23 protein-coding genes and 1 pseudogene are annotated in these 26,752 nt (G+C 64.8%); 8 read left to right on the top strand and 16 right to left on the bottom strand.

Going from position 1 to position 26,752, the window contains the following annotated elements:
- Nucleotides 1-18 precede the first annotated feature (18 nt).
- The 7 genes and pseudogenes from RPPS3_RS10165 to RPPS3_RS10135 form a co-directional block, all read right to left on the bottom strand.
- Nucleotides 19-1,908 carry a potassium transporter Kup gene (locus RPPS3_RS10165; protein WP_107343962.1) on the bottom strand — a complete coding sequence of 630 codons (1,890 nt, stop codon included), beginning with the start codon at nucleotides 1,906-1,908 and terminating at the stop codon, nucleotides 19-21.
- A gap of 236 nt (nucleotides 1,909-2,144) precedes the next feature.
- A complete protein-coding gene (locus RPPS3_RS10160; protein WP_011157565.1) occupies nucleotides 2,145-2,969 on the bottom strand; it encodes an OmpA/MotB family protein in 825 nt (274 codons plus the stop codon).
- A gap of 30 nt (nucleotides 2,970-2,999) precedes the next feature.
- Nucleotides 3,000-3,773, bottom strand: coding sequence for a motility protein A (locus RPPS3_RS10155; RefSeq protein WP_107343961.1), 774 nt, complete (start codon nucleotides 3,771-3,773; stop codon nucleotides 3,000-3,002).
- 233 nt (nucleotides 3,774-4,006) lie between these two features.
- On the bottom strand, nucleotides 4,007-4,726 hold the full coding sequence (locus RPPS3_RS10150; RefSeq protein WP_107343960.1) for an RraA family protein: 720 nt from the start codon (nucleotides 4,724-4,726) through the stop codon (nucleotides 4,007-4,009).
- Nucleotides 4,727-4,860: 134 nt separating this feature from the next.
- Nucleotides 4,861-5,733, bottom strand: a complete 873-nt coding sequence (gene pssA, locus RPPS3_RS10145) for a CDP-diacylglycerol--serine O-phosphatidyltransferase (RefSeq protein WP_107343959.1) — start codon at nucleotides 5,731-5,733, stop codon at nucleotides 4,861-4,863.
- A 73-nt stretch (nucleotides 5,734-5,806) separates the two neighbouring features.
- A pseudogene (locus tag RPPS3_RS10140) lies at nucleotides 5,807-6,508 on the bottom strand (phosphatidylserine decarboxylase); the annotation flags it as partial.
- 45 nt (nucleotides 6,509-6,553) lie between these two features.
- The gene (locus RPPS3_RS10135) at nucleotides 6,554-8,509 is read right to left on the bottom strand and encodes an ABCB family ABC transporter ATP-binding protein/permease (RefSeq protein ID WP_199852206.1); all 1,956 of its coding nucleotides are present in this window, start codon (nucleotides 8,507-8,509) and stop codon (nucleotides 6,554-6,556) included.
- 194 nt (nucleotides 8,510-8,703) lie between these two features.
- On the opposite strand from RPPS3_RS10135, the gene RPPS3_RS10130 reads away from it, so the two are divergent.
- Nucleotides 8,704-9,303, top strand: a complete 600-nt coding sequence (locus RPPS3_RS10130) for a TIGR00730 family Rossman fold protein (RefSeq protein ID WP_107346537.1) — start codon at nucleotides 8,704-8,706, stop codon at nucleotides 9,301-9,303.
- Nucleotides 9,304-9,486: 183 nt separating this feature from the next.
- On the top strand, nucleotides 9,487-11,556 hold the full coding sequence (locus RPPS3_RS10125; protein ID WP_107343958.1) for a c-type cytochrome: 2,070 nt from the start codon (nucleotides 9,487-9,489) through the stop codon (nucleotides 11,554-11,556).
- 24 nt (nucleotides 11,557-11,580) lie between these two features.
- Here RPPS3_RS10125 and RPPS3_RS10120 read toward each other — a convergent pair whose 3' ends face one another.
- The 6 genes from RPPS3_RS10120 to cysS form a co-directional block, all read right to left on the bottom strand.
- On the bottom strand, nucleotides 11,581-12,990 hold the full coding sequence (locus RPPS3_RS10120; protein ID WP_107343957.1) for an FAD-binding oxidoreductase: 1,410 nt from the start codon (nucleotides 12,988-12,990) through the stop codon (nucleotides 11,581-11,583).
- Nucleotides 12,991-13,001: 11 nt separating this feature from the next.
- The gene (locus RPPS3_RS10115) at nucleotides 13,002-14,561 is read right to left on the bottom strand and encodes an acetolactate synthase large subunit (RefSeq protein WP_107343956.1); all 1,560 of its coding nucleotides are present in this window, start codon (nucleotides 14,559-14,561) and stop codon (nucleotides 13,002-13,004) included.
- Nucleotides 14,562-14,764: 203 nt separating this feature from the next.
- Entirely contained in the window at nucleotides 14,765-16,363 is a 1,599-nt protein-coding gene (gene cimA, locus RPPS3_RS10110; RefSeq protein ID WP_107343955.1) for a citramalate synthase, read from the bottom strand.
- Nucleotides 16,360-16,869, bottom strand: coding sequence for a GNAT family N-acetyltransferase (locus RPPS3_RS10105; RefSeq protein ID WP_107343954.1), 510 nt, complete (start codon nucleotides 16,867-16,869; stop codon nucleotides 16,360-16,362). The genes cimA and RPPS3_RS10105 overlap by 4 nt, the downstream gene beginning before the upstream one ends.
- A complete protein-coding gene (locus tag RPPS3_RS24815; RefSeq protein WP_011157553.1) occupies nucleotides 16,869-17,000 on the bottom strand; it encodes a hypothetical protein in 132 nt (43 codons plus the stop codon). The genes RPPS3_RS10105 and RPPS3_RS24815 overlap by 1 nt, the downstream gene beginning before the upstream one ends.
- Before the next feature lie 218 nt (nucleotides 17,001-17,218).
- Nucleotides 17,219-18,610, bottom strand: coding sequence for a cysteine--tRNA ligase (cysS, locus tag RPPS3_RS10095; RefSeq protein WP_107343953.1), 1,392 nt, complete (start codon nucleotides 18,608-18,610; stop codon nucleotides 17,219-17,221).
- A 399-nt stretch (nucleotides 18,611-19,009) separates the two neighbouring features.
- On the opposite strand from cysS, the gene RPPS3_RS10090 reads away from it, so the two are divergent.
- Together RPPS3_RS10090 and RPPS3_RS10085 are read left to right on the top strand one after the other, a co-directional pair.
- Nucleotides 19,010-19,318 (top strand): hypothetical protein, encoded by a 309-nt coding sequence (locus RPPS3_RS10090; RefSeq protein ID WP_011157551.1) that lies wholly within the window; start codon nucleotides 19,010-19,012, stop codon nucleotides 19,316-19,318.
- A gap of 185 nt (nucleotides 19,319-19,503) precedes the next feature.
- Nucleotides 19,504-20,673, top strand: coding sequence for a DUF2865 domain-containing protein (locus RPPS3_RS10085; protein WP_107343952.1), 1,170 nt, complete (start codon nucleotides 19,504-19,506; stop codon nucleotides 20,671-20,673).
- Nucleotides 20,674-20,769: 96 nt separating this feature from the next.
- Here RPPS3_RS10085 and RPPS3_RS10080 read toward each other — a convergent pair whose 3' ends face one another.
- Nucleotides 20,770-21,195: a cupin domain-containing protein gene (locus RPPS3_RS10080; RefSeq protein WP_107343951.1), complete on the bottom strand. Its 426-nt coding sequence runs from the start codon at nucleotides 21,193-21,195 to the stop codon at nucleotides 20,770-20,772.
- 137 nt (nucleotides 21,196-21,332) lie between these two features.
- Here RPPS3_RS10080 and RPPS3_RS10075 point away from each other — a divergent pair, with 137 nt between their 5' ends.
- From RPPS3_RS10075 to RPPS3_RS10060, 4 genes are all read left to right on the top strand, one after another.
- Nucleotides 21,333-21,527 carry an antitoxin gene (locus RPPS3_RS10075; RefSeq protein WP_434006777.1) on the top strand — a complete coding sequence of 65 codons (195 nt, stop codon included), beginning with the start codon at nucleotides 21,333-21,335 and terminating at the stop codon, nucleotides 21,525-21,527.
- A 256-nt stretch (nucleotides 21,528-21,783) separates the two neighbouring features.
- Nucleotides 21,784-22,296, top strand: coding sequence for a potassium channel family protein (locus RPPS3_RS10070; RefSeq protein WP_107343950.1), 513 nt, complete (start codon nucleotides 21,784-21,786; stop codon nucleotides 22,294-22,296).
- Nucleotides 22,293-22,898: a GIY-YIG nuclease family protein gene (locus RPPS3_RS10065; RefSeq protein ID WP_107343949.1), complete on the top strand. Its 606-nt coding sequence runs from the start codon at nucleotides 22,293-22,295 to the stop codon at nucleotides 22,896-22,898. Before RPPS3_RS10070 ends, RPPS3_RS10065 begins: the two co-directional genes overlap by 4 nt.
- Before the next feature lie 212 nt (nucleotides 22,899-23,110).
- Nucleotides 23,111-24,016, top strand: coding sequence for a hypothetical protein (locus RPPS3_RS10060; protein WP_159060663.1), 906 nt, complete (start codon nucleotides 23,111-23,113; stop codon nucleotides 24,014-24,016).
- 443 nt (nucleotides 24,017-24,459) lie between these two features.
- Here RPPS3_RS10060 and RPPS3_RS10055 read toward each other — a convergent pair whose 3' ends face one another.
- Together RPPS3_RS10055 and RPPS3_RS10050 are read right to left on the bottom strand one after the other, a co-directional pair.
- On the bottom strand, nucleotides 24,460-26,217 hold the full coding sequence (locus RPPS3_RS10055) for an NAD+ synthase (RefSeq protein WP_107343947.1): 1,758 nt from the start codon (nucleotides 26,215-26,217) through the stop codon (nucleotides 24,460-24,462).
- Between the two features lie 46 nt (nucleotides 26,218-26,263).
- Entirely contained in the window at nucleotides 26,264-26,617 is a 354-nt protein-coding gene (locus tag RPPS3_RS10050) for a diacylglycerol kinase (protein ID WP_107346536.1), read from the bottom strand.
- Nucleotides 26,618-26,752: the final 135 nt, after the last annotated feature.

Below are 26,752 nucleotides of genomic sequence, written 5' to 3'. Positions count from 1 at the left end.
TGCCCTCGCGGCCGGCAGCTAGATGGTGACCTGGGCACCGACCTCGACCACCCGGCCGGTCGGGATCTGGAAGTAGTCGGTGGCGTCGTTGGCCGACTTGGCGAGAGCGACGAACAGCTTGGTCTGCCACCGCCACATCCCCGATTGCGCGGCCGGCTTCAGCGAGCGGCGCGACACGAAGAACGAGGTCGACATGATGTCGAACTCCCAGCCGAGCTTGCGCGCCAGCACCAGCGCCTTCGGCACGTTCGGCGTCTCCATGAAGCCGAACCGCAGCGCCACCTTGCTGAACTTCTCGCTGACCTTCACCAGCCTGATCCGGTCGGCCGCGTCGACCCGCGGAGTGTGAACGGTCTCGATCGTCAGGATCACATTATGCTCGTGCAGCACCTTGTTGTGCTTGAGATTGTGCAGCAGCGCCGGCGGCACGAATTCGGCATCGGCGGTCAGAAACACCGCGGTGCCCTTGACGATGTGCGGCGGATGTTTCTCCAGGCTGCCGATCAGATCGTCGAGCGGCACCTCGGCCCGGCGCGACTTGACCATCAGCAGCGCGACGCCGCGCCGCCACGTCCAGATCACCACCGCCATCGAGAGGCCGAACAGCAGCGGCACCCAGGCGCCGTCGAGCAGCTTCAGCAGATTGGCGCTGAAGAACATCGCATCGACCAGCACCAGCGGCACGATCACCAGCGCCGCGGCCGGCCAGTTCCAGCGCCACAGTTTCCAGATCACCACGAAGCCCATGATGCCGTCGACCACCATCGTGGTGGAGACCGCGATGCCATAGGCAGAGGCGAGCCGGCTCGAGGTCTGAAACAGCAGCACCAGCAGCAAGACGCCGATCAGCAGCAACGCGTTGACACGCGGCAGGTAGATCTGACCGGCATTGGTCTCGGAGGTGTAGCGCACCTCGAACCGCGGCAGCAGCCCGAGCTGCACCGCCTGGCTGATCAGCGAGAATGCGCCGGTGATCACAGCCTGGCTGGCGATCACGGTCGCTGCGGTCGCCATGAGCGTCAGCGGCAACACCAGCGCCTCGGGCACCATCTTGTAGAATGGGTTTTCCAGCGCAGCCGGATTCGACAGTACCAGCGCACCCTGGCCGAAGTAATTGATCAGCAACGCCGGCAGCACGAAACCAAGCCAGGCAGTCTGGATCGGGCGGCGGCCGAAATGGCCGAGATCGGCGTACAGCGCCTCGCCGCCGGTGACCGCCAGAAACACCGCGCCCAGCGTCACCAGTCCGATGGTGCCGTGGCTGGCGAGGAATTGCGCCGCATACCACGGGTTGATGGCGGCCAGCACTGACGGATCGTCCATGATGTGCATCGCGCCCATCGCCGCCAGCGTGGCGAACCACACCAGCATCACCGGGCCGAAGAAGCGCGCGACAATCGCGGTGCCATGGCTCTGCACGCCGAACAGCAGCACCAGGACCAGCACGGTCAGCGGCACGACGTAATGTTCGAGCGCGGGGGCCGCGATTTTCAGGCCCTCGATCGCCGACAGCACTGAGATCGCCGGCGTGATCATCGAGTCGCCGATGAACATCGACGCACCGATCACGCCGAGCACCAGGAGAAACAAACTGCGGCGGCCGAGCGCGCGGCGGCCGAGCGCCATCAGCGACAGCGTGCCACCTTCGCCGTTGTTATCGGCGCGCAGCAGCAACAGCACGTACTTGGCGGTGACGACAATCAGCAGCGCCCACAGGATCAGCGACAGCACCCCGAGCACCAGCACCCGGCTTGCCGGTGCGCCGCCAGCCGCGCCGGCGACCGCCTCGCGGAATGCGTACAAGGGAGATGTGCCGATATCGCCGAAAACAACGCCGATCCCGCCGAGCGTGAGCGCCCAAAAGCTGGTTTGTTCAGGCGCTTCGGTGGTTGCCGCGCTGAGGGCCATGGCTGCCGTAGAACGCTCGATCGCTGGATTTGATCCAAGAGCCGCGACGCCGCACCGGCAAGGCCTTCAAAGATAGCGCGCCTGCCGCCGTGACGAACCTCAGGCTAGCGGGCCGACCGCGACCGATGCAACCACGGGATGCCGAATACCGAACCCATCGGATTCGGATGACACGCGATGAAGCGGAGGTCCGGCTTGCGATCGAGGTGGCCGCCACAAGCGGCCGAGCAAAACGCTTACGGCTTCATGCCGGGCGGCAGCGCCGGGCTCTCGCGCATCAGCGTGATGGTCACGCGGCGATTGGCGGCGATCGACGGATCGTCGGGAAACAGCGGCTGGCTGTCGGCTTTGCCGGTCACGGCGAAGATGTGCGAACCGGGCAGCCCTTCCCGCTCCAGGATTTGGCGCACCGAATTAGCGCGGTCCGACGACAGGTCCCAACCGTTATAGTCGCTGCGCTCCGGCATCAGACCGGACGAGGTGTGGCCGACGATGGTGACCCTGAGCGGTGTGGCACGCAGCGGCACAGCAAGCCGCTGCAGCAGCAGGCGGGTGCGTTCGAACGGCACCTTGGAGCCATCGGCAAACATCGAGCGACCGTCCTGATCCATGATCTCGAGGTTCAGACCCTGCTTGGTCTCCTCGAACATGATGTTCTTCGACAGCTCGGAGATCTCCGGCATGTTCTGCAGCGCCTGCCGCAGCGACGCCGAGGCGAGCGCGAATTCGCGGTCCTCTTTGGTATTGATGCCCTCGTCGCGCGTCACCTCACCCGGTGACGGCTTGGCGGTCGACAGCTCCGGATTGACGTGCTCGGTGTTTTTGACCTTGCCCCGGGTCGGCAGACCGTCGTTCTCGATGATGCCGGAGTAGCGCGCGTCGTTCTGCACGCCGAACGCCTCGCGCATCGAGCCGGCGACGATCATCAGCTTGGCTTTGTCCTGGGTCGAGAACGCGACGAGCATCACGAAGAAGCTCATCAGCAGGCCCATCAGGTCGGCGAACGTGACGAACCAGCCGTGGCCACCGGCATGCTCTTCGGCTTTCTTCTTTTTGGCCATGGCGCCTTCCGACGATCGACTGAGGTCGGGTTAAGCCGGGACCGCTTCGTCTTCTTCCGAACGGTGCTTCTCGGGCAGGTAAGCCAGCAGCATTTCACGCACCAGCGCCGGGCTCTTGGAGTCACGGATCATCAGGATGCCGTCGATGATCAGCGTGCGGTTGGTTTCTTCGTCGATCTTCTTGGTGTGCAGCTTGTCGGCGATCGGCAGACAGAACAGGTTCGCCACCAGAGCGCCGTACAGCGTCGCCAGAAGCGCGGTCGCCATGAACGGTCCCAGCTTCGACGGGTCGGACATGTTGGAGAACATCTGCACCATGCCGATCAGCGTGCCGATCATGCCGAACGCCGGGGCGCAGTCGCCGATGGCGCGGTAGATCTTGCTGCCCTCGTCGAGGTGCATCAGGAAGTTATCGCGGTCGCGCTCGAGGTTATCGCGGATGAATTCGATGTCGTAACCGTCGGCCACGTAGCGGATGCCTTTGGCCAGAAACGGGTCTTCGGCCTCAACCTTTTCCAGGCCGACCGGACCGGACTTACGGGCGATCTCGGCGATGCTGGCCAGCTCATCGACCAGATCACGCGCCGACAGCCGGCTCATCGTGAAGGCGAATTTGGCGCCGAGCGGCAGGCCGTGCAGGATCACGTTGAGGGGGAAGCGGATCATCGTGGCGGTCAACGAACCGCCGAAGATGATGATCATGGCATGTTCGGAGATGAACATATGGACGTCACCGCCCATCAGCATCATCACGGCAATGACTGCGATGCCGCCGACCAGGCCGGCTGACGTCATGATGTCCATTATTCACTCCGACGCGCACACACCAGCCGCGCGGCGCGAGCCGTCGGCACTGATCGTTCTGAGCAGCGGTTCCGAAACTATGCATTCGCCATTAAAGACGGGTAAAGTATTCGGCGCTGCGCGATCTCTGATGCGGCGAGCAACCCCGTAATATTACCAAGCATCTGTCTTCTGGGCGCGCCGCCGCGGCGGTGACAGCCGCGGTCGGCCGTAGAGCGCCCCTCGCCCCGAACTCAGTGAATCTCCGAGGCCTTCGCGAGCGCCTGCTTCAGCTTGTCGAGGGAGAACTCGGCGTTACGGGCGACTTCCAGGATCGGGACCTCGCGCCGGCCGCAGAGTTCGGCCGCCTCCGGCAATTGCGCGGCCAAATGGTGCGGGATCACCACCGCGCCGTGACTGTCGGCGTGGATCAGGTCGCCATCGCACACCGTCATGCCGGCCACCCGAATCTCGGCGCCGAAGCCGGTGACATGAACGTGAGCATGCGATGGCCCGATCGAGCCGGCCAGCGCCTGGAAGCCCGGCGCCCATTGCGGCACGTCGCGGATCGAGCCGTCGGTGATCACGCCGAGGCAGCCGAGCGCCTTGTGCACGGCGCTGTTGACCTCGCCCCAGAACGCTCCGAATCCGGCATCCGGCCCGTCAATGTCCTGGATCACGCTGATGCGGGGGCCGGCGCCGGAGCCGACATATTCGTAATAGGCCATCTGCTTAGCCCTCCGCTCGGCCGGCGGCAGGCTGGACGGCACGGTGGCGCGGATGGTCGCGGTGCGGGCATAGCCGACGATCGGCGGAAGCTGCGGGAACGGACAGACCAGCGGCCGGGTGGTGAAGCCGATCGCGCGCCGCTCGGGGGCGACCACTTCCATCGCGTTGCAGATCGTGGGGGTGTCGTAGCGGGCCAGGGCTTCGAGCACGGCGGCCGGCACGGGACCGGAATCAGGTTGGCTCACGGGCGTCCTCCAGCGTCGCCAGACCCGGCCGTCCGTTGGCGGCGGCCGTTCAACCCCGGCGACAGCCCTGCCCTATAGCGAGTTTCAGAATACCGCCCAAGGGGCAGCGCGTGACGCCACTGACCGTCCTGCGGTCAGTTCAGCCGCGCCGGGCGGTCGTCGTCGCGTGGGGCCGGATCGTTCACGACCAGGGTCGGCTTCTGCCCCGAAGGCGCGGCTTTGCCCTGCTGGGCTGTTGCGGCATTGCGCTGATGGTCGCGGTACGACCGCCAGCCGACCGGCAGGCTGAGCAGGTACAGCACCGAGCAGGCCGACAGGATGTGCCAGGGGTAGCCGATCAGCAGCGCGATGAACAACACCACCGAGACGAACAGCGGCAGCACCATCTCGGGCGCCACCCGCATCTTCACCGTCTTGCCGGAGAACACCGGCAGCCGCGACACCATCAGGAAGGCGATCAGCAGCGTATAGACCGCGGTCAGCACCGCCGGCGGCGTCGGCGCGCCGAGGAAGCCCATATAGACCGGCAGCAGCACGGTGATGGCGCCGGCCGGCGCCGGTACGCCGGTAAAGAAGTTGGCGGCGAACGCCGGCTTGTTGGGATCGTCCATGGTGGCGTTGAACCGCGCCAACCGCAGGCCGCCGCTGATCGCGAACACCATGGCGGCGATCCAGCCGACATTGCTGAGGAAATGCAGCTGCCAGAAATATAGGATCAGGCCCGGCGCGACGCCGAAATTGACGAAATCCGCCAGGCTGTCGAGCTCGGCACCGAATTTCGACTGGCCCTTGATCATCCGGGCGACGCGGCCGTCGATCCCGTCGAGCACCGCCGCGAACACGATCGCCGCGACCGCTAGCTCCATCCGCCCCTCGGTCGCCAGCCGGATCGCCGTCAGGCCGGCGCAGATCGCCAGCAGGGTGATGACGTTCGGCACCAGCAGACGCACCGGAATCGGCCCGAACCGGCGACGCGGCGTCTCAGGGGAATTCAGATCGAAAGGCATCGGTTTCGCTCTCGTCTCGGAACCACCATCCTGCTCGGCCATCATGGCAACCTTCGGGCCGGCGGCCCTGATGTTAGTCGGTCCGGTACGTCCGTCCAGCGTCGCCGCCCTTGAGGTCGGCCAGGATGGTCTCGCCGGCGATCGCGGTCTGGCCTTCGGCGACCAGCGGCTTGGTGCCCTCGGGCAGATAGACGTCGAGCCGCGAGCCGAACCGGATCAGACCGAAACGCTCGCCGGCGACCAACGGCTGGCCCTCACGGACGAACGACACGATCCGGCGGGCGATCAGGCCGGCGATCTGGATCACGCCGATCTGGCCGTGCTCGGTCGACAGCACCATCGAATTGCGTTCGTTGTCTTCGCTGGCCTTGTCGAGCTCGGCGTTGATGAACTTGCCGGGCGAATACACGATCCGCTCGATGCGGCCGGCCACCGGGCTGCGATTCACGTGGCAGTTGAACACGCTCATGAAGATCGAGACGCGCGGCAGCGGCTTGGCGCCCAGCCCCAGCTCCGGCGGCGGGATGATGTCGACCACCATCGAGACGCGGCCATCGGCCGGCGACACCACCAGACCGTCGCGCACCGGGGTCGTCCGGGCCGGGTTACGGAAAAAATAGGCGCACCAGATCGTCAGCACGGTGCCGATCCAGCCGAGCGGCGACCAGATCCAGAACAGAATCAGCGTCACCAGCGCAAAGGCGCCGACGAACGGATAGCCCTCCCGATGGATCGGCGGGATCTGGGCGCGAACGGAATTGACGATGGACATCGGACGTCCCCTAACTTCGAAAGCCTGTTGCGTGGCGCTGCGACACGATTACTCCGCCGCCGCCGAAGTTGCCAGATCGTCGTCGATTTCCGGCTTACGAACCGGTGAATCATCGTCGCCGATCAGCGCCAGCCGCTCGCGCGCCTCTTCGGCCTCGCGCTGCCTGTTCCACATGCTGGCGTAAAGCCCGCCAGCGGCCAACAGTTGCGCATGCGTGCCGCGTTCGGCGATCCGCCCCTGATCGAGCACGATGATCTCATCGGCCCCGACGATGGTCGAAAGCCGGTGCGCGATCACCAGCGAGGTGCGGTTTTGTGCCACACGCTCCAGGGCGCCCTGGATTTCATGTTCGGTGTGGCTGTCGAGCGCCGAAGTTGCCTCGTCGAGCACCAGAATCGGCGGCGCCTTGAGAACCGTTCGCGCAATCGCCACGCGCTGCTTCTCACCGCCCGAGAGCTTCAGCCCGCGCTCGCCGACTTCGGTGTCGTAGCCCTTCGGCGACGCCTTGATGAAGGCGTCGATCTGCGCGGTCCTGGCCGCCTCCTCCACCTCGGCGTCGGTGGCGTCCCAGCGGCCGTAGCGGATGTTGTAGCGGATGGTGTCGTTGAACAGCACGGTATCCTGCGGCACCATGCCGATCGCCGCGCGCAGCGAGGTCTGGGTGACGCTGCGGATGTCCTGACCGTCGATCAGGATGCGGCCGCCCGAGACGTCGTACAGCCGGAACAGCAGCCGCGAAATCGTCGACTTGCCGGCGCCCGACGGGCCGACGATCGCCACGGTCTTGCCGGCAGGGACTTCGAAATTGAGGCCCTTCAGGATCGGCCGCGCCGGATCATAAGCGAACTTCACGTCCTCGAACCGCACGGTGCCGGCTTCGACCGCCAGCGGCTTGGCACCGGCGCGATCCTCGACCTCCGGCTTTCGCGACAGCACCGCGAACATCTTCTCGATGTCGATGATCGCCTGCTTGATCTCGCGATACACCATGCCCATGAAGTTCAGCGGCTGATACAGCTGAATCATCATCGCATTGATCATCACGAAGTCGCCGACGGTGTTGCTGCCGTTGCGGACGCCCGAGGCGCACATCAGCATCGTCGCGGTCAGGCCGAAGGTGAAGATCACCGCCTGCCCGGCATTGAGAACCGCCAGCGAGGTGTAGGTCGCGACGCTGGCGTCCTCGTAGTGACGCATCGACCTGTCGTAGCGGTTCGCCTCGCGCTCCTCGGCGCCGAAATACTTCACCGTCTCGTAGTTGAGCAGCGAGTCGATCGCCTTCTGGTTGGCGTCGCTGTCGGAATCGTTCATGCGGCGGCGGATGCCGATCCGCCACTCGGTCGCCTTGTAGGTGTACAGCATGTAGAACACCACGGTGACCATCACGACCGCGACGTAGCGCCAGTCGAACTGCCACAGCAGCACCGCCATCACCAGCGACAGCTCGATGATCGTCGGCACCAGCTGCAGGATCACCATCCGCACGATCACTTCGATGCCGAGCCGGCCGCGCTCCAGAACGCGGGTCAGACCGCCGGTCTTGCGCTCGAGGTGAAACCGCAGCGACAGATCGTGCATGTGCACGAAGGTCCGGTACGCCAGCTTGCGCACCGCGTGCATCGCGACCTTGGCGAAGATGCCGTCACGCCATTGCGTCAGCACCGCCATCAGGGCACGGACCAGGCCGTAGCTCGCAGTCAGCGCAAGCGGCGACGCGATCAGCCACAGCGTCCAGTTCGACGGCTCGATCGGTGCGGTATCGGCACCGGTAAGTGCGTCGGTCGCCCATTTGAAGGTGAAGGGGACGATCAGCGTCGCCGCCTTGGCGGCGATCAGCAGCACGATCGACCACACCACCCGCATCTTCAGATCGGACCGGTCACCGGGCCAGATATACGGCCACAGATGCATCAGGGTGCCGCCGAGCGTCGCCTTCTGTGCGATCTTGTCTTCTGGAATCGCGACAGGAGAGCCGCTGCTCGAATGCGAGTGTGGGTGAGCCATCAAAGCTGCCTGAAAAGGTCCGCGGAGCCGAATCCATGCTCGCGAACGACATCGTCCATAGGGTCCGCCTTCATATAGTGTTTCGTTCCCGCCGTGCACCCTGAGATGCGATTCTTTGCGTCATAACAGACTGTTGCAACGGCATGGCGGTGGTCGTCTTGACGCTGTCATCCCGCGGTGCCACATCCGCCACCATGAGCAAGATCAAGACCGTCTGCGTCTATTGCGGCTCCGGCCCCGGCAGTAACCCCCGATTTCTCGAAGCGGCGACAGCCTTCGGCAAGGAACTCGCCGAGCACGGCGTCGGGCTGGTGTACGGCGGCGGCGCGATCGGTCTGATGGGCGCGGTGGCCAACGCGGTGCTCGATCACGGCGGTACGGTCACCGGCATCATTCCCGGCTTTCTCAGCTCTAAAGAGATCGCGCTCGACCGCGTCTCGGAGCTGATCGTCACCGAGGACATGCACGAGCGGAAGCGGCTGATGTTCGAGCGCTCGGACGCCTTCGTAGCATTACCAGGCGGCATCGGAACGCTCGAAGAACTCGTCGAGCAGATGACCTGGCAACAGCTCGGCCGTCACACCAAGCCGATCCTGATCGCTGACATCGACGGCTTCTGGCAGCCGTTGCTCGAACTGCTGGCGCATATGCGAACAACCGCCTTCATCCGCCCCAACCTCGCGGTCGAGATACTGAAGGCCGACAAGGTCGAAGACATCCTGCCGAAGCTGCAAGCCGCCTCGGCGCCGCAGCCCACGCGTGCGATGCCACCCGAGATTGCCGATCGGCTCTAGCTTTCGCACTGCTGTTTTGAGCCGTTGCTAACCATAGCCGCAGCCGTTCACGCTGCCGGTGCGCGCAAAGCGATCATTCGCTTCGCCCGATAAACCTTCACGATCTAAGTGGTAGGCCCGAGTTGAGGCGGCGCAGGGTCGCGCCTAGCGTCGCACCGCAACAAACCTCGAGTCGAGTCTGCCATGTCTCATTCCAGCGGCCGCGCCGCCAAGACCCTCGCTGTTCTCGCCGCGTCCGCTCTGGTCGTGATCGGAGGTGCGGCGCTGTGGATCATCCAGCCGCCCGCCGTCGATGCCAAGCTCAAGGCTCTCGACGCCAAGGCCGATCCCGAGTTGATCAAGCGCGGCGAGTACATCGCGCGCGCCGGTGATTGCGTCGCCTGTCACACCGCGCCAGGCGGCACATCAATGGCCGGCGGCCTGAAACTCGACACACCGTTCGGCAGCCTGTGGTCGACCAACATCACGCCCGATCGCGCGACCGGCATCGGCAGCTGGTCGTTCGGCGAGTTCGACCGCGCGATGCGCAAAGGCGTCGCGGCGGACGGGCACAATTTGTATCCGGCGATGCCGTATCCGTCCTACGCCAAGATCAGCAGCGACGACATGGTGGCGCTGTGGGCGTACCTGACCCAGGGCCTCGCACCGGTCGCACAGGCCAATCGCGCGCCGCAGATGAGCTTCCCGTTCAACATGCGGATCGGGCTGGCGTTCTGGAACGTCGCCTTCCTCGATGCGTCGCCGTTCAAGCCGGAGCCGAACCAGGACGCGGTGTGGAATCGCGGCGCCTATCTGGTGCAGGGCCTCGGTCATTGCGGCGCCTGCCACACCCCGCGCGGCATCGCCTTCCAGGAAAAGGCGATGAGCGATGCCGGAGCGAACGGCCGCGACTATCTCGCCGGCGCCAAGGTCGAACATTGGAATGCGCTGAACCTGCGCGGACTGTGGACCGTGCCTGACACCGTGCAAATGCTGAAGACCGGCCAGAACCGTTTCGCCACGGCGGCGGGCGGCATGACCGACGTGATCCGGCATTCAACCCAGCACATGACCGATCAGGATCTCACCGCGATCGCCACCTACCTGAAGGCGCTGCCGACCGATCGGCCGGCGCCCGCGGCCGCCGTGGCTGAAGTGCCGGCGTCGACCTACTCCACGGCCGGCGGCCTCGGTTACACGCAGTTCTGCGCCGACTGCCATCGCGCCGACGGCGCCGGCGTCCCCGGCGTATTCCCGCCGCTCGCCGGGAATCCGACGATCGCCGCCAAGGATCCGGCGACGCTGGTGCACATCACCCTCACCGGCTGGCAGACGACAGCGACCACCGCGCATCCGCGGGTTTGGACGATGCCGTCGTTTGCGCGCCTGAATGATCGCGAGATCGCCGACATCCTCAGCTTCGTGCGTGCCAATTGGGGCGGCAACGCCAGCGCCGTCACGGCCGAGCAGATCGCGGCCGCGCGCGCCGCGCTCGATCCCAAGATCGATACCTCGCGGTTCGAGACGCCGCGGATCGCCGATATCCTGTCGCAACCGAACGCCGAGCAGCTGGTGCGCGGCATGCGGCTGAACGCCGAAACCCACACGCTGCTGCCGAACAATGTCGGCAACGACCTGAATTGCAGCTCGTGTCACCTCAACGCCGGGACCGTCGCCGACGGCAGTCCCTATGTCGGCGTCGCGGCGTTCTTCCCGAGCTACGCGCCGCGCGCCGGCCGCGTCATCACGCTGGAGGACCGCATCAATGGCTGCTTCCTACGTTCGATGAACGGCAAGCCGCTGCCGGTCGACGGCCCCGACATGAAGGCGATGGTGGCGTATTTCGACTGGATGCAAGGCTCGACCAAGCCGGAGGACAAGGTCGCCGGCCGCGGCGTCGGCAAGGTCGATCAGTCGCTGGTGCCGAACCTCGACAACGGCAAGGAGATCTACACGGCGCGCTGCGCGGTGTGTCACGGCGACAATGGCGAAGGGCTGAAGGACGCCGCCGGCCGCGTGGTGTATCCGCCGCTGTGGGGCCCGCGCTCGTTCAATATCGGCGCCGGCATGGCGCGGACCTACACGGCGGCCGCCTTCGTCAAGCGCAACATGCCGATCGCGAGCCACAACAAATTCCCGCTCGGCCAGGGTGAGCTGTCCGATCAGGAAGCCGTCGACGTCGCGGCGTACTTCACCCAGATGGAACGGCCGGACTTCCCCGGCAAGGTGAAGGACTGGCCGAAGGACCCGAAGCCGAAAGACGCGCGCTACTGATCGCAGCGGCGCAACGGCCTCCCATCAACGTCCCCCGACCACTGGGCCGGGGTCGAAGATTTTGCCGGGGTTGAGAATGCCCTTGGGATCGAGCGCCTGTTTCAGCGTCCGCATCAGTGCGATCTCGTTGGCGCTGCGGCTGACGTAGAGATACGGCTTCTTTTCCAGGCCGATGCCGTGCTCGGCCGACACCGAACCGTTGCAGGCGGCAAGCGGCCGATACACCAAGGCTTCGACCTTGGGCCGCAGCGCCAGATACTCCATCGGCTTGACCTGCACGACGACATGCAGATTGCCGTCGCCGAGATGGCCGAAGATCCACAGCCGGTGTTCGCCGATTTCGCTTTCCAGCGTCTCCCGAAGCGTTTCGGCATAGCCCTCCATCGCGGCGATCGGTAGTGAAACGTCGAACACAATCGGCAAGCCGCCTTGCAGCACCTGACCGACGTCATCGCGGAGCGCCCAGAACGAGCGGCAATCCTCGTCCGACTGAGCGATCGCCGCATCCGCGATCAGCCCGGACTCCAGCGCGGCCTCCATCGCCGCAGTGAAGCGCTGGCTGTCGAGGTCGGGATCGGAGCCCTGGCTTTCGACCAACACGTAGTAATCGTGATCCTGCCCGATCGGCGGCCGCCCCTTGGCTGGCGGGCTGGTAACCAGTCGATAGAACGACTGCCACATCACTTCAAAGGCCGACAGCGTGCCGCCGAGCGCGCGGTCGCAGTGCTTCAGGAACTTCGCCACCGCATCGAAGCTGTCGAGGCCGACGAACGCCATATTGGTCGCGAGCGGCTTTTCGCGCAGCCGCAGCACCAACCGCGTGATGACGCCGAGCGAGCCTTCCGAGCCGATGAACAGCTGCTTGAGGTCATAGCCGGCGTTGTTCTTGATCAGATGATTGAGCGACGACAGCACGGTGCCGTCGGCGAGCACGACTTCGAGGCCGAGGATCATCTCGCGTGTCATGCCGTAGCGGATCACACGGTTGCCGCCGGCGTTGGTGGCGGCATTGCCGCCGAGCGTGGCGGTGCCGCGCGAGCCGAGATCGAGCGGAAATGCCAGATCGTGCTTGTCGACCTCTTCCTGCAGCGCCTGCAGCGGCACGCCGGCCTGGACAACAGCGGTGCGCTGCTTCGGATCGATCTCCTCGATCGTGCGCATCCGCTCCAGCGACAGGATCACTTCGCTGGGTTCGGCATCGGCGCCGTGAACGAGCCCGGTCAGGCCGCCGTGGGTGACGACGTGAACGCTATTGGCATGGCACCAGCGCAGGATCTCGGACACCTGCTGCGTCGAAGTCGGTCGCACCAGCGCCGCGGCCTTCAACGTGTCGAACCGATAGGTGCCGGCGGAGCGCTTCGACAGCTCGGCAGCCTCGAGCACGCCGCCGTCGCCGACGATGGTGCGGAGTGTGCCGACGATATCCAGGGTCATCGGCCGCTCCCTCAGATCAAGGCTTCGATCAGCCGCGGGCCGCGCTGACTCATCGCCGAAGCGTATTGCGCGGAGAATTCCTCGGCGGTGGTGGCGCGGCTGGCTTCGACGCCGAGACCTTCGGCGATCTTCATCCAGTTCATCTCCGGATTGTGCAGATCGAGCATCGACAGCGCATTGGCGCCGGCGCCGGAAGCACCGACCCGCTGCAGCTCGATGTTGAGGATCGCATAGGAGCGGTTGGCGTAGATCACCACGGTGACGTCGAGCTTCTCGCGCGCCATCGTCCAAAGCGCCTGCATCGTATAGGCAGCGCCGCCGTCGCCATGCGGACAAACCACCTTGCGATCGGGTGCCGCGATCGCCGCGCCGATCGCGAGCGGCAGCCCCTGCCCGATCGAGCCGCCGGTCAGCGGCAGATGGGTGTGCGGCCGCGCCTTCGGCAGGATCATCTGGAACGGCAGGCCGGAGGTGTTGGCCTCCTCGGCGTAGATGGCGTGGTCGGGCGTGAGATGCGCAATCGCCTGCGCGACGCCGAGCGAATTGAGCTTGCCCTTCGGCAGGTCGGGCAACACCAGCTGCGTCCGAGCGGCGGGCTCGGCCGGCGCGTCGACCGCGGCGGCGAGATCCTTCACCGCCTGCGCGCCATCTTCGTGCGGCTGCGCCAGGTAATCGATCAGGCAGCCGTCCGGCGCGCCCCAGCTCGGCTTGCCGGGATAGGCGAAGAAAGACACCGGCGGCTTCGAGCCGACCAGGATCAGTTGCTCGACGTCTTTCAGGAACGCGGTGATCTGCTCCGAGAAATACGGAATGCGCTCGAGCGGCACGCGGCCGGCGCCGAGTTCGGTCTGCGGCGCGAAGGTGTCGCACAGCAGCCGGACGCCGGTCTTCGCGGCAACCCGGCCGGCCGCCTCCAGCGCCTCGCCGAGCAGCGCCTGACCGCGCAGCAGCAGTGCCGATTTCTTGCCGTTCGAGAGCAGCTTGGCGATCGCCTCGACGGTGTCGGCCGCAACCTTCGCCGGGCCGATCTCCGGCAGCTTGTGCGCCGCGCGCGCGGCCGGATTCCAGGCAACGTCCGCCGGCATGATCAGCGTGGCGATGCCGCCCGGCGCCGCGCTAGCCGCCTGCACCGCGCGCGCCGTATCGCTTGCCACCGCTCCGGCGCTCTTGGACTCGTGGATCCAGGTCGATACCGGCCGGGCGAAGCCGGCGATGTCGGAGGTCAGCGGCGCGTCGTATTGCAGGTGGTAAGCGGCGTGGTCGCCGACGATGTTGACGATCGGCGTCGCGGCGCGGCGGGCGTTGTGCAGATTGGCAAGGCCGTTGGCGAGGCCGGGGCCGAGATGCAGCAGGTTCACCGCCGGCTTGCCGGCGATCCGGCCGTAGCCATCGGCGGCGCCGGTGACCACGCCTTCGAACAGGCACAGCACCGGCCGCATCCCGCTGACCGAATCCAGCGCCGCGACAAAGTGCATTTCCGAGGTGCCAGGATTGGCGAAACATACTTCGACGCCGCAATTTACCAGCGTCTGAACGACCGATTGCGCCCCATTGATTCCGTCCACGAGCATTCCCCCTACGGCCGGCGTGAATCCGCCGGGCTACGACCTGTTTGGGGGATATGTTGTCAGCGCGGCGCGGCGATGACAACCGCGCTCAGGGCATTGTTCTCTCGTCATTGCGAGGAGCGAAGCGACGAAGCAAACCAGCTCGATGCACGGAGCTGGATTGCTACGCCTTCGGCTCGCAATCACGGAGAAAGGACTAGGCAAAATTATACCGGCGCGTTCGACTGCACCAGCTTGTAGACGACCGAATCCATCAGCGCCTGGAACGACGCGTCGATGATGTTCGGCGACACGCCGATCGTGGTCCAGCGCCGACCGTCCTCGTCCTCGCTCTCGATCAGCACCCGAGTCACGGCCTCGGTGCCGCCATTGAGGATACGGACGCGGTAATCGACCAGCTTCAGGCCCTCAATGTACTTCTGGTACTTGCCAAGGTCCTTGCGCAGCGCCACGTCGAGCGCGTTGACCGGGCCGTTGCCTTCGGCGGCCGAGATCAGCGTCTCGCCGTCGACCTCGACCTTGATCACCGCCATCGCCACGGTGACGCGCTGACCGTGCGAGTTGTAACGCTGCTCGACATTGACATCGAACTTATCGACCCGGAAGAATTCCGGCACGGTGCCGAGCGTGCCGCGGGCAAGCAGATCGAACGAAGCGTTGGCCGACTCGTAGGCGTAGCCGGCGGCTTCCCGCTCCTTCAGCTTCTCGACCAGCCGCGACAGGCGCGGATCGTCGCGGTCGAACTGGATGTTGGTGCGCGCCAGCTCAGCCAGCACATTCGACTTGCCGGCCTGATCCGACACCAGCACCTTGCGGTGATTGCCGATCGACTCCGGCGGCACATGCTCATAGGTCTGCGGATCCTTCAGCACCGCCGAGGCGTGGATGCCGGTCTTGGTGACGAAGGCGCTGCCGCCGACGTAAGGCGCGTGCGGATTGGGCGCGCGGTCGAGGATGTTGTCGAGCGCGCGCGACACCTGCACCAGGCTTGCCAGCTTGTCGTCGGAGACGCCGATCTCGAACTTGTCGGCGAACTCCTTCTTCAGCTTCAGCGTCGGGATCATCGAGCACAGATTGGCGTTGCCGCAACGCTCGCCGAGGCCGTTCAGCGTGCCCTGGATCTGCCGCGCACCCGCCCGCACCGCGGCGAACGAGTTCGCCACCGCCTGCTCGGTGTCGTTATGGGCATGGATGCCGACATGCGCGCCCGGGATGTGCTTGACCACCTCGCCGACGATCGCCTCGACTTCGTCCGGCATGGTGCCGCCATTGGTGTCGCATAGCACGACCCAGCGTGCGCCGGACTCATACGCCGCCTTGGCACACTGCAGCGCGAATTCCGGATTGGCTTTGTAGCCATCGAAGAAGTGCTCGCAATCGACCAGCACCTCGCGGCCTTTTTCCTTGGCGAGCGAAACGCTGTCGCGGATCGAGGCGATGTTCTCCTCGTTGGTAGTCTCGAGCGCGACCCGGACCTGATACTCCGACGATTTGGCGACGAAGCAGATCGCATCCGCCTTGGCGTCGAGCAGCATCGCGATGCCGGGATCGTTCGAGGCCGAGCGGCCGGGCCGCCGGGTCATGCCGAACGCCGCGAAGGTGGCGCGCTCGAGGTTCTGCTCCGCGCCGAAGAATTCGGTATCGAGCGGATTGGCGCCCGGATAGCCGCCTTCGACATAATCGATGCCGAGATCGTCGAGCAACGAAGCGATCAGCTTCTTGTCGTGCAAGGTGAAGTCGACGCCGTTGGTCTGGGCGCCGTCGCGCAGCGTGGTGTCGTACAGATAGAGACGTTCGCGGCTCATGAGGAGGCTCCGGGCGCGGCGGCATCCGCCAGCGACTTTGTCATCGTGGTGTTGGCGAGCCATTCGCCATTGATCGAAACGGTGTTGCGCTGCTTGGCGACGTAGCCGCGCTTGGCGAAGAATTCGGCGGCATTGTCGCTGGCGTCGACGGTGAGGATCAGCGCGCCGCGCGCACCGGCGAGCTTCTCCAGCGCGTCGATCAGCGTCGCGCCGACATCGCGGCCGACGTAGTCGGGATGCACGAACAGCATGTCGATGTGGTCCGGCACCTTCAGCGAAGCGAAGCCGACCGGCACGCCCTGCAGCGTCGCGATCAGCGTCAGCTGACCGGCCAGACGCGCGGCGAACTTGGCTTCGTCGTCGGCCGCCGAGGCCCATGCCTCCCGCTGCTCTTCGCTGTAGTCATCGGCGGCGAGCTGCTCGATCGACGCCACGAAGATGGCCGCGGCGACCGCGGCATCCTCGGGCAGATACGGCCGCAGCGCGGGCCCTGCGCGCGTGCTCATCACCAGAACCCGTACAGCTTCAGCACCAGCGCGGTGGCGCCGGCCAGCAGCGCGATCTTGATCGCGATGTAGTACAGCCAATGCTTCGGAAACGGCGTATCAGGCCGCCCGGTCGGCTTCTGCTCGGTCATCGTGAAGACTCCTTAATCGCCGACGCAAGGACCCTATGGTTCGTCATTCCGGGCTCGCGCTGCGCGCGCCCCGGAACGACGGGGTGAGGCAGTGCACCACCACACACCGATGTCATGCGCGGGCTCGACCCGCGCATCCATCGTCGAAACAATCACTACGTCGTTTGTTCGATGGATGGCCGGGTCAAGCCCGGCCATGACGACCATGGAAAAGACACTCACCGCGCCAACTCCCAGGTCGTCACCGGCTTGCCGTCGGCGTCCTTGCCGTCCTTCAGCACCACGCCCATCGTGGCGAGCTCGTCACGAATGCGGTCGGACTCTTTCCAGTCCTTGTTGGCGCGGGCGGTGGTGCGGGCTTCGATCAGCGACTTCGCGGTCGCATCGAGATCGACCGGAGCGCGGACGACCGGATTGATCCCCAACAGCTGCATCGCGCCGCGGAGCTCATCGGCCTTGCCGGCGCGGCGCAGCGCGTGCAGCTCGGCGATCATCTTCGGCGTGTTGAGGTCGTCGGTCAGCGCGGCGATGACTTCGTCGCATCGCGCGGGCGTCGCATCCTTGGTGAAGTCCGACCAGTCGAGGATCGCCTTCTCCGCTTCGTTCAGCGCGTCGGCAGTCCAGTCGATCGGCTGCCGATAATGCGTCTTCAGCATCGCCAGCCGCAGCGTCGCGCCGTCCCACTTCCGTTCACCGAACTTTTCCGTCGCCAGCAGCTCGCGGATGGTGATGAAGTTGCCGAGGCTCTTCGACATCTTCTCGCCTTCGACCTGCAGGAAGCCGTTGTGCATCCAGGTCTGCGCCATGCGCGAGGTGTGGAAGGCGCAGCAGCTTTGCGCGACTTCATTCTCGTGGTGCGGAAAGACCAGATCGATGCCGCCGCCATGGATGTCGAAGGTCTCGCCCAAGTGCTTCCACGACATCGCCGAGCACTCGATGTGCCAGCCGGGACGGCCCGGCGTGACGATGCCGGCCGGCGACGGCCAGGACGGCTCGCCGGGCTTCGACGGCTTCCACAGCACGAAGTCGGTGGCGTCGCGCTTATACGGCGCGACATCGACGCGGGCGCCGGCGATCATCTCGTCGAGCGAGCGGTTGGCAAGCGATCCGTAGCGCGGCAGCACGCCATTGGCGGCATTCATCGCGCTCGGCGAGAACAGCACGTGGTCCTGCTCGACATAGGCGAAGCCGCCGGCGACCAGCTTTTCGATGATGCTGCGCATCTCGCCGATATGTTCGGTGGCGCGCGGCTCGACGGTCGGCCGCAGGCAGCCCAGCGCATCGACGTCGTCGTGGAATTGCCGCTCGGTCTGCTCGGTGACCTTGCGGATCGCCTCGTTCAGCGGCAGGCCGGGATAGTCGCGCGCGGCGCGGTCGTTGATCTTGTCGTCAACGTCGGTGATGTTGCGGACGTATTTGACGTGGGCCTCGCCATAGAGATGGCGCAGCAGCCGAAACAGCACGTCGAACACGATCACCGGCCGGGCGTTGCCGATATGGGCGAAGTCGTAGACCGTCGGGCCGCAGACATACATCCGCACATTGGCCGGATCGAGCGGCGTGAACGGCCGTTTGTCCCGCGTCAGCGTATCGTAAAGGCGTAATTCCATGGATACCCGTCCCCTGCGGCCGGGCGTCCAGTGCTCTCGATAGGAGAAAAGACGGCCTCAGCCAGCGTGTCAGCTAGCTAATAATCTCGCAGCGAATGCAAATGGCGAGGAAACCGTTCATCGCCGCACCATGGCGACCGCCCTCGAAGCCGTCAAGTCCGTCGATCGCCGGAGGACGTCGTTCTTTTCGGCGGCGAATCGAGTGGTCGTCCGCGCGGGTCCGCCGAAGGCGAGCTACGCTCGCGTCATCCAGGCGCCGCCCCCAGCCCCCACAAACCGCCCTGCTCGGCCGATTTTGGCCATGATCGGCGCCTAGCCCACGCTCTGGCCACTATGGTTAACGTTTTTTAACCCTTTTCAGGGTACGGACGGGGGTCATCCCCTCGTTCCTGGTGCACCATGAAACTGATTCCTGCCCTCTTTGCCGGCGCAGCGCTGTTTGCGGCGACGGCGGCTTATGCCGACAGCCGGGTCTTCATCGTCGCCAACCAGCCGGACGGCTACGGCATCGACCTCTGCCTCGCCCGCGGCGAAAAATGCGGCGCGCCGGCGGCTGCCGCCTACTGCCAGTCGCGCGAATTCGCCCAGGCGGTCGCCTATCGCCGGGTCGACCCGGACGAAATCACCGGCGCGGTGCCGAAAGCCAGCAGCTCAGCGTGCGCCCACGGGGTCTGCAACGAATACGTCGCGATCACCTGCCAGCGCTGAAAAGCCACGCCGGATCAGCGGGGATCGCCACAGTGACGCCCCGGAAACGACGTGACCCTGCCGAAAGAAGCGGCTAAGAAATGGTCAACGTCGCGGTTACAATGGGATCGTTCCGCGGCCCCGATCGCGCGGATTTGCTGGATGTGATTCGGCGGATCGCCGGCATCACCCGCTCGGATTCCTGAATGCCCGACATGTTCGATAACGCCACCCGTTTCCGCTGGCTGGCCGGTGCCTTGATCGTCGCCGCCGCGTCGCTGACCTCCGCGGCGTTCGCCCAGCAAGGCTATCCGTCGTCGCAAGGCTACAATCCGCCGGGCTACCAGCAGGCGCCCGCCGCCGGCCAACCCGGCAGCCCCGCCGCCAATCCGATGTGCCCGCGGCTGGAAGCGCAGCTCGCCTCGATCGACCGCGGCAGCATGGACCCGGCCCGCGCCGACCAGATCCGCCGCTTCGAAGACGCCGCCGCCCGCCAGCAGGCCGAGCTCGACCGCGTCAGCATGCAGGCGAAGCGGATGGGCTGCGAAAGCTCCGGGTTCTTCTCGCTGTTCACCGGCCAGTCGGCGCAATGCGGTCCGGTCAACAGCCAGATCCAGCAGATGCGCGGCAATCTCGACCAGATGAATTCGTCGCTGGAGCGGCTGCGCAGCGGCGGCCCGGGCGGCAACGACCGCGAGAACCAGCGCCGCTCGGTGATCCTGGCGCTGGCGCAGAACAATTGCGGCCCGCAATACGCCGCGGCCGCGCAGCAGAGCGGCGGCCTGCTCAACAACCTGTTCAACGGCGGCAACGCCGGGGCTCCCGGCGTCGGCGTGCCGGGCACCGACTACGGCAGCACCGAGGGCGGCACCTACCGCACCGTCTGCGTCCGCACCTGCGACGGCTATTACTTCCCGATCTCGTTCGCCACCGTGCCGAGCCGGTTCGGCGACGACGAGCGCACCTGCAAGAGCCTGTGCCCCGCGTCCGAAGCGTCGCTGTACGCCTACCGCAATCCCGGCCAGGACATGAATCAGGCGGTGTCGATCAACGGCCAGCCCTACAGCTCGCTGCCGAACGCTTTCCGCTATCGCCAGGAGTTCAACCCGTCCTGCACCTGCAAGCCGGCGAACCAGACCTGGGCCGATGCGATGAAGGGCGTCGATGACCGCTCGGCCGCCGAGCACGGCGACATCATCGTCACCGAAGAGAGCGCCAAGCGCATGGCGCTGCCGCCGGCCCAGCGCGCCGCCGCCAAGAATGGCGCCAAAGCCGCCCCGGCGACAAACACGCCCGCCTCGCCGCCCGCGGCCGCATCGAACGACCCCGGCAAAATCCGCAGCGTCGGCCCGACCTTCCTGCCGAAGGCGCAGTAACAGCCGTTCCACTCCAGTAGGCGTGCCCGCGCTTGGCGCGTCGCTTGTCCAAGCCAAAAGAGGCCGCCGAAATGGCGGCCTCTTTTGCGTGAACCATCAGGCCGGGCTGGCCAGCGGCTTGCCCTTTTCGACGATGTAGTTGACCATCAGCCGCGTCTTGCTCGACGACGGCTTGCCGCCGGCATGCGGGGTGTTGGGCGGCACCTGGAAGGCATCGCCGGCCTTCGCCGTCTTGGTGGGCTGCCCTTCGATCGGAAGTTCGATTTCGCCCTCCATCACATAGGTCGACTCGATACCAGGATGAGTATGGCGGCCGACGGTCGCTCCGGCATCGAGCGTCACGTCCATGATGATGGTCTCATAGCCCGCCGCCGGGCCATCGGTGCGGCTCAAGATCTTGCGCGTAACGCCGTTTGCCGTGGTCGCGGCCGCACCTTGCGCGAACGCTTCAGTCGCCCCGAACCCCGCGATGCTGCAGATCGCACAGCCTGCGACTGCCGCAAATCCTCTCCGTGTCAGCATGACGTTCCTCCATAATCCACCCGTCTGCGCGGGTGTGGGGAAAGTCTGGCAGAGACAATGGGTATTGGGAAGGAAGTTCTACCAAGTAGTCGCCTCGGCTACCGAGCTTCCTGATATCCCCTATCGACGATATACTGGTGATATTCATCACGCGCGGGAGGCCGCTGCTGACATCCCGGACCGCCAAGATCTTCACGATCGACAGCGGCCAAGCCGTCGAGCTACCAGCGGAGTTTCGCTTCGAAGGCAGAGAAGTGTTTGTGCGCCGCGATCCGAAGACCGGCGATGTCACCCTGTGGCGACAGACACGGGCGGCCACATCGGGTCGCTAATTCGAACCAGAGGGGCCGATCACCTCAGCTGCGCAACGTCGACATCCACACCCCAGCGTCACCGCAGATGTAGCGGCATACCATCCCTCTGCATCAATCGGGCCCACGCCTCCCAGGCGACCGACTGGCTCGCACAAAAGACCACAGGGTGGACGAGACTACGACCGTGGTCGCACAGCCAACGGTTGACGACGCCACACCCTACTAGCGAAACGCTCAAGCTTTTGTATCCTAGGGCGTTTATCCGGGAGGGAGCATGGCTTATACTGAACTTATCATAGGCACACCGGTAACCGTTTTGCGGCACATGAGGTTCAACTGGCGTTGGATTCTCGTTGCGCTTCTCATTATCGGCGCCCTGATACTGTCATCCGCCACACTTTTCGAATACTTCGAGGCGGCTGCGCAAAGCGCGTCGCTACCCCGCGCGTCACCGTTTGGCTGGTTTGATAGCTTCTATTTCACGATCATAAACGTCACCACCGTTGGCTTTGGAGATATCGTCCCAAAAACGACCGCTGGACACTGGATAGCTATTGCAAATTCCCTCCTTGGTCTTACCGCGTTTGGCTGGTTTGTCGCCGTATTCACCATCGCACTTCAGCCTGCTTCCAGCCGACCGACAGAGATAAAGATAGTGCTCGACTGGGAATTGTTGCTGAGGCTGTTGGACAGTTCTTCTCGTGAGCAGAATGATGACGCCTCAAAAAGTGGGCCATCCGACAAGCCACGACGCCGCCTAATCATTGAACTCGACGATAGCCGATGAAGGACGTTCTCACCGAGAGCGAACTACGTTTCTTGAGTAGCCAGGGTCTTTGCCCTGACGACGTTATGGACGTTCGCCATATGCCTCAACGGATGTGGTTTCAGGAGATCAAAGAGAGAGGAAAGACGATTGCCCTCGGCAGCAGATGCCGAAAAGCGGGGCACAGACTCAGGTCCACAAAGGGCCATTGCGTACAGTGCGACACAAGAATCCTGGCCTTCGCCAGCCGATTCAATCTTAAGCAATACCTCTACATTGCGGGATCGCTGAACGCCCGCCTTATCAAGATTGGCGTCTGCAAAGACCTAGGGCAGCGCATTCGCCAGATCTGCGCCGAGCGCCTTGGAGATGCACGCGACTGGGAAGTCATCTATGCCGTAGAAATCGAGCGAGCAGGCGAAATCGAAGATCGAGTGCTTAGCAGGTTGGGCCAATATTCTATTTATTCCCACTATTGGAAAGGCGGCGTGCTTCAGCAGTCGATTGAGCTTCGCCGCTGCACAATCAGCCAAGCCATGGAAGCCATGAACGCCGAAATAGACGGCAAGGACTACTATCTAACGATTAATTGGCGCGATAAATCTGTCTACGAGTTCAAGTAGCTGCCAACAGCAGCGACGGATACCATATTAGTCGCGGTCGAGAATTTGTCGCGGCCTGGCTTATCGTCGGGCCCTACGAACGTAGAGCTCGCAACGTCAGCCCTTAGGCGGATTACGCATTCGGCTCCAATACACCCTCGCTCTCTACGCAACGTATTCTCAGAACAACGCTGGATGTGAATTCAGAGGTCTTTCGTGATATGGGCGATTCGATGGAATATGACCCCTCTCAGATCATGAAGCGTGCGGTAACGCGTCGGGCATGGGATCCCGACAGCACGCCTCTGTATGGGTGCCTCACCGCTTTAGAATTGCCAGGAGAAACTTACGACCTTGGGCCGGGATTGCTCTTACGCCGTGTATACGTGGACATCTTTGACGCCCCGATGATGGCCTTCGCTGCCCCTATCAAAATGGGTACGGCTCATCCTACACCCTGGGTAGCGGTGAATGGCGGGTTCTCATTTAAAAGCCGGGTCGAGCTGACAGTCGCAGGGAACGGTGTCGTCGACACTCTCACCCCTACCCTGACAGCGTGGCTTATCGCGGCTCTCTTCCGATTAAGAATGTACGCTCCCATACGTATGGTCGTGGTCGGCAGCATGCCGTTCATGGAAATGGGCGCACAGTGGCGGACCGCTCAGGCGCACGCGTTCGAGGACGCGCCGCAGCACCTTGGCGTATTCAAAACTGACTTGTGCACGGCCGATGAGGACGATCTATTTTTCGTCCGCAACCTGCTGCCCCGGGCAGGACGCCTCTACCATCAGGACCGCTTCTACCGCGCCTTTAGCCTTTTCGATGCGGCTTCTTGGAGCCCAAGCATAGAGCAAGCGATGACGCTCATTTGGACCGCGATGGAAGTTCTCTTCGGTATCAGTTCCGTGGCTCAGAAGACGAAGTCGATCGCGACCGCTGTTTCAGACTACGTCGGCGCTTCAACCGAGGATAAGGCGCGGGCCTATGAAGTAGTGGACGAGATGTATCGGTGGCGAAGTAAGGTCGTACATGCCGCCCGGCAGCTCGACCCAAAGGCCTTCATGCAATCAGCCTCGCTTGCGCGCTGCGTCTTTGAGCGAACTCTCATAGATGGCGAGCTTCCCGCGCTACCGCCATAGCCGGCCCATCGAGCGTCCTTATCAGCACACGCGGAGAACGCAACGTTGTATAGGACCCCCTCCCTTCCAGTCGGAAGCGAACGCTTCCCTCCGTGGAGGTCTGATGCGCGGTGATTCAACGAACCGTAACGGCCGGAACACAACGGCTAGAACTGGAGTGGACGGGCGGCACCCTCTGTCTGCCGACGACAGCCGTCTTTGCACCGGAGCCTTCCGAGGTCCGTTAAGGGCTGAATGCGGACGCTGGTAACTCGGTCGCAAAAGACCGCTCCAGGTCGGTTGCAGCATTCACCAACTGATCCTGCCACGTCCACTTCGGAGAACGCCGGCACGATCCGGAGTCGATCGTCCATCGCCACGCTCGACAGGTCAGTTGCACATCGAACAAGCCGAGCGCGCGACGCTCGCGAAGGGCCGGCAGTACGCGCGCGCCCGACCTACCCCTACCCCTCGAACGCCTCGCTCGACGCCCGCCCCGCCTTCGTCACCAGCGACTCGTCTGGCGCCGGCAGCGCTTCGGCCTTATCGCGGAAACGGTTGGTGATGGGGTAGCGGCGGTCGCGGCCGAAGTTTTTGCGCGTCACCTTCACGCCTGGGGCTGCCTGGCGGCGCTTGTATTCGGCGATGTTGAGCAGGCGGTCGATGCGGACGACGGTGTCCTTGTCGAAGCCTTCGGCGACGATGCTGGCGAGCGGCTCCTCACGTTCGACTAGACGCTCCAGGATGGCATCGAGCACGTCGTAAGGCGGCAGCGAATCCTGGTCGGTCTGGTTTTCGCGCAGCTCCGCGGTCGGCGGGCGGATGATGATGCTTTCGGGGATCACCTCGCCGTCCGGGCCGAGCGCGTCGTCCGGCTTCCAGTGATTGCGCAAGGATGACAGCCGGAACACCTGGGTCTTGTAGATGTCCTTGATCGGGTTGAAGCCACCGTTCATGTCGCCGTACAGCGTGGCGTAGCCGACGCTCATCTCCGACTTGTTGCCGGTGGTCACCACCATCGCGCCGGTCTTGTTGGAGATCGCCATCAACAGCGTGCCGCGGGTGCGCGCCTGCAGGTTCTCCTCGGTGATGTCGCGCTCCAGCCCCGCGAACGGCTTCGCCAGGATCGCCTCGAAGCCTTCGACGGCTTGCGCGATCGGCAGCACCTCGTAGCCGAAGCCGAGCGCGCTCGCGAGACGGCCAGCGTCCTCGAGCGAGATCTGCGCGGTGTAGCGGAACGGCAGCATCACGCCGCGAACCTTGTCGGCGCCGAGCGCGTCGACCGCGATCGCCGCGCACAGCGCCGAGTCGATGCCGCCGGAGATGCCGAGCAGCACGCCGGGGAAGCCGTTCTTGCGGACGTAGTCGCGCAGGCCCAGCACGCAGGCCGCGTAGTCCGCCTCATCGCCTTCGATCACCGGCGCGACCGGGCCGTCGCAGCGCCAGCCCGCCGCGCCTTTGACGAAGCTCAGCGTAGTGATGCTCTCGACGAAGCCGGGCAACTGCGCCGCCAATGTGCGATCGGCGTTGAGCACGAACGACGCGCCGTCGAACACCAGTTCGTCCTGGCCGCCGACCTGATTGACATAGACCAGCGGCAGATCGCTCTCGGTGACGCGCGCCACCGACACCGACATCCGCATGTCGTTCTTGCCGCGCGCGTAAGGCGAGCCGTTCGGCACGACCAGCAGTTCCGCGCCGGTCTCGGCGAGGCACTCCACCACGTTCTCGTAGTCTTCGGATTCTTCGAGCCAGGTGTCTTCGCAGATCGGCACGCCGATCCGGACGCCGCGGATCGTCACCGGACCCGACACCGGCCCGCGGGCGAACACCCGCTTCTCGTCGAACACGCCGTAGTTCGGCAGGTTGACCTTATAGCGGATCGCCGCGATCCGGCCGCCGTCGAGCAGCGCGCAGGCGTTGTACAGCTTGCCGTTATCGACCCAGGGCGAGCCGATCAGCATCGCCGGCCCACCGTCGGCGGTTTCGCGCGCCAAGTCCTCGATCGCCGCGCGGCAGGCGGCCTGGAACGCCGGCTTCAGCACCAGATCTTCCGGCGGGTAGCCGGCGATGAACAGTTCCGGATAGACGATGAGATCGGCACCATCGGCCGCCGCGCGTCGGCGCGCCGCGCGCGCTTTGTCGGCATTGCCGGCGATATCGCCGACCGTCGGGTTGAGCTGGGCGAGCGAGATCGTCAGGCGGGCGGCATTTTCGGTCATAGCCGAGATGTAACCGCAGCCCGCGGCCTCCGCAATCGGCGCCGCGTCAAAGCAGCCCGATCCGCTCGGCGAGCGCGAACAGCCAGAACAGGCCGGCGATTCCCAGCGCGACGCCGACGGCTGCGGAGCCCATGTCCTTGACCCGGCCGATCTGCGGATCGTGTTCCGTGGTGAGCCGGTCGCTAAGCTTCTCGATCGCGGTATTGAGCAGTTCGACCACGATCACCAGCGCGACCACCGCAATGAGTTCGACGCGGCGTGCCGCCGTGGTGCCGATCAGCCAGGCGGCCGGAACGGCGAGGACCAGCGCGACCAGCTCTTCGCGGATCGCCTGCTCGGAGCGGGTCGCGAATTTCAGCCCGCGCCACGAATTGATCGTCGCCCGCCAGAACCTCAGCACGTGATCCATAGCCCCTATGAGTCGTCATGCCCGCGCTTGTCGCGGGCACCTACGTCTTGGAAAGCCAAGCAAGTGAAGGCTCGGATCGCCTGCTCGTCGGCCATCCGCGGAGAGCAGGTCTCGAGCGCTTGATCG

It is taken from the genome of Rhodopseudomonas palustris, from assembly GCF_003031265.1.
GTDB classification, from domain to species: Bacteria; Pseudomonadota; Alphaproteobacteria; order Rhizobiales; family Xanthobacteraceae; genus Rhodopseudomonas; species Rhodopseudomonas palustris_H.
The sequence above is the reverse complement of the archived record's forward strand: the minus strand, read 5'-3'. Positions and strand labels throughout refer to the sequence as shown.

Coding starts and splice junctions, on each gene's coding strand:
- RPPS3_RS10165 (WP_107343962.1), bottom strand. CDS start 1,908: ATGGCCCTCAGCGCGGCAACCACCGAAGCGCCTGAACAAACCAGCTTT.
- RPPS3_RS10160 (WP_011157565.1), bottom strand. CDS start 2,969: ATGGCCAAAAAGAAGAAAGCCGAAGAGCATGCCGGTGGCCACGGCTGG.
- RPPS3_RS10155 (WP_107343961.1), bottom strand. CDS start 3,773: ATGGACATCATGACGTCAGCCGGCCTGGTCGGCGGCATCGCAGTCATT.
- pssA (WP_107343959.1), bottom strand. CDS start 5,733: ATGCCTTTCGATCTGAATTCCCCTGAGACGCCGCGTCGCCGGTTCGGG.
- RPPS3_RS10135 (WP_199852206.1), bottom strand. CDS start 8,509: ATGGCTCACCCACACTCGCATTCGAGCAGCGGCTCTCCTGTCGCGATT.
- RPPS3_RS10130 (WP_107346537.1), top strand. CDS start 8,704: ATGAGCAAGATCAAGACCGTCTGCGTCTATTGCGGCTCCGGCCCCGGC.
- RPPS3_RS10125 (WP_107343958.1), top strand. CDS start 9,487: ATGTCTCATTCCAGCGGCCGCGCCGCCAAGACCCTCGCTGTTCTCGCC.
- RPPS3_RS10120 (WP_107343957.1), bottom strand. CDS start 12,990: ATGACCCTGGATATCGTCGGCACACTCCGCACCATCGTCGGCGACGGC.
- RPPS3_RS10115 (WP_107343956.1), bottom strand. CDS start 14,561: ATGCTCGTGGACGGAATCAATGGGGCGCAATCGGTCGTTCAGACGCTG.
- cimA (WP_107343955.1), bottom strand. CDS start 16,363: ATGAGCCGCGAACGTCTCTATCTGTACGACACCACGCTGCGCGACGGC.
- RPPS3_RS10105 (WP_107343954.1), bottom strand. CDS start 16,869: ATGAGCACGCGCGCAGGGCCCGCGCTGCGGCCGTATCTGCCCGAGGAT.
- RPPS3_RS24815 (WP_011157553.1), bottom strand. CDS start 17,000: ATGACCGAGCAGAAGCCGACCGGGCGGCCTGATACGCCGTTTCCGAAG.
- cysS (WP_107343953.1), bottom strand. CDS start 18,610: ATGGAATTACGCCTTTACGATACGCTGACGCGGGACAAACGGCCGTTC.
- RPPS3_RS10090 (WP_011157551.1), top strand. CDS start 19,010: ATGAAACTGATTCCTGCCCTCTTTGCCGGCGCAGCGCTGTTTGCGGCG.
- RPPS3_RS10085 (WP_107343952.1), top strand. CDS start 19,504: ATGCCCGACATGTTCGATAACGCCACCCGTTTCCGCTGGCTGGCCGGT.
- RPPS3_RS10080 (WP_107343951.1), bottom strand. CDS start 21,195: ATGCTGACACGGAGAGGATTTGCGGCAGTCGCAGGCTGTGCGATCTGC.
- RPPS3_RS10070 (WP_107343950.1), top strand. CDS start 21,784: ATGGCTTATACTGAACTTATCATAGGCACACCGGTAACCGTTTTGCGG.
- RPPS3_RS10065 (WP_107343949.1), top strand. CDS start 22,293: ATGAAGGACGTTCTCACCGAGAGCGAACTACGTTTCTTGAGTAGCCAG.
- RPPS3_RS10060 (WP_159060663.1), top strand. CDS start 23,111: ATGGAATATGACCCCTCTCAGATCATGAAGCGTGCGGTAACGCGTCGG.
- RPPS3_RS10055 (WP_107343947.1), bottom strand. CDS start 26,217: ATGACCGAAAATGCCGCCCGCCTGACGATCTCGCTCGCCCAGCTCAAC.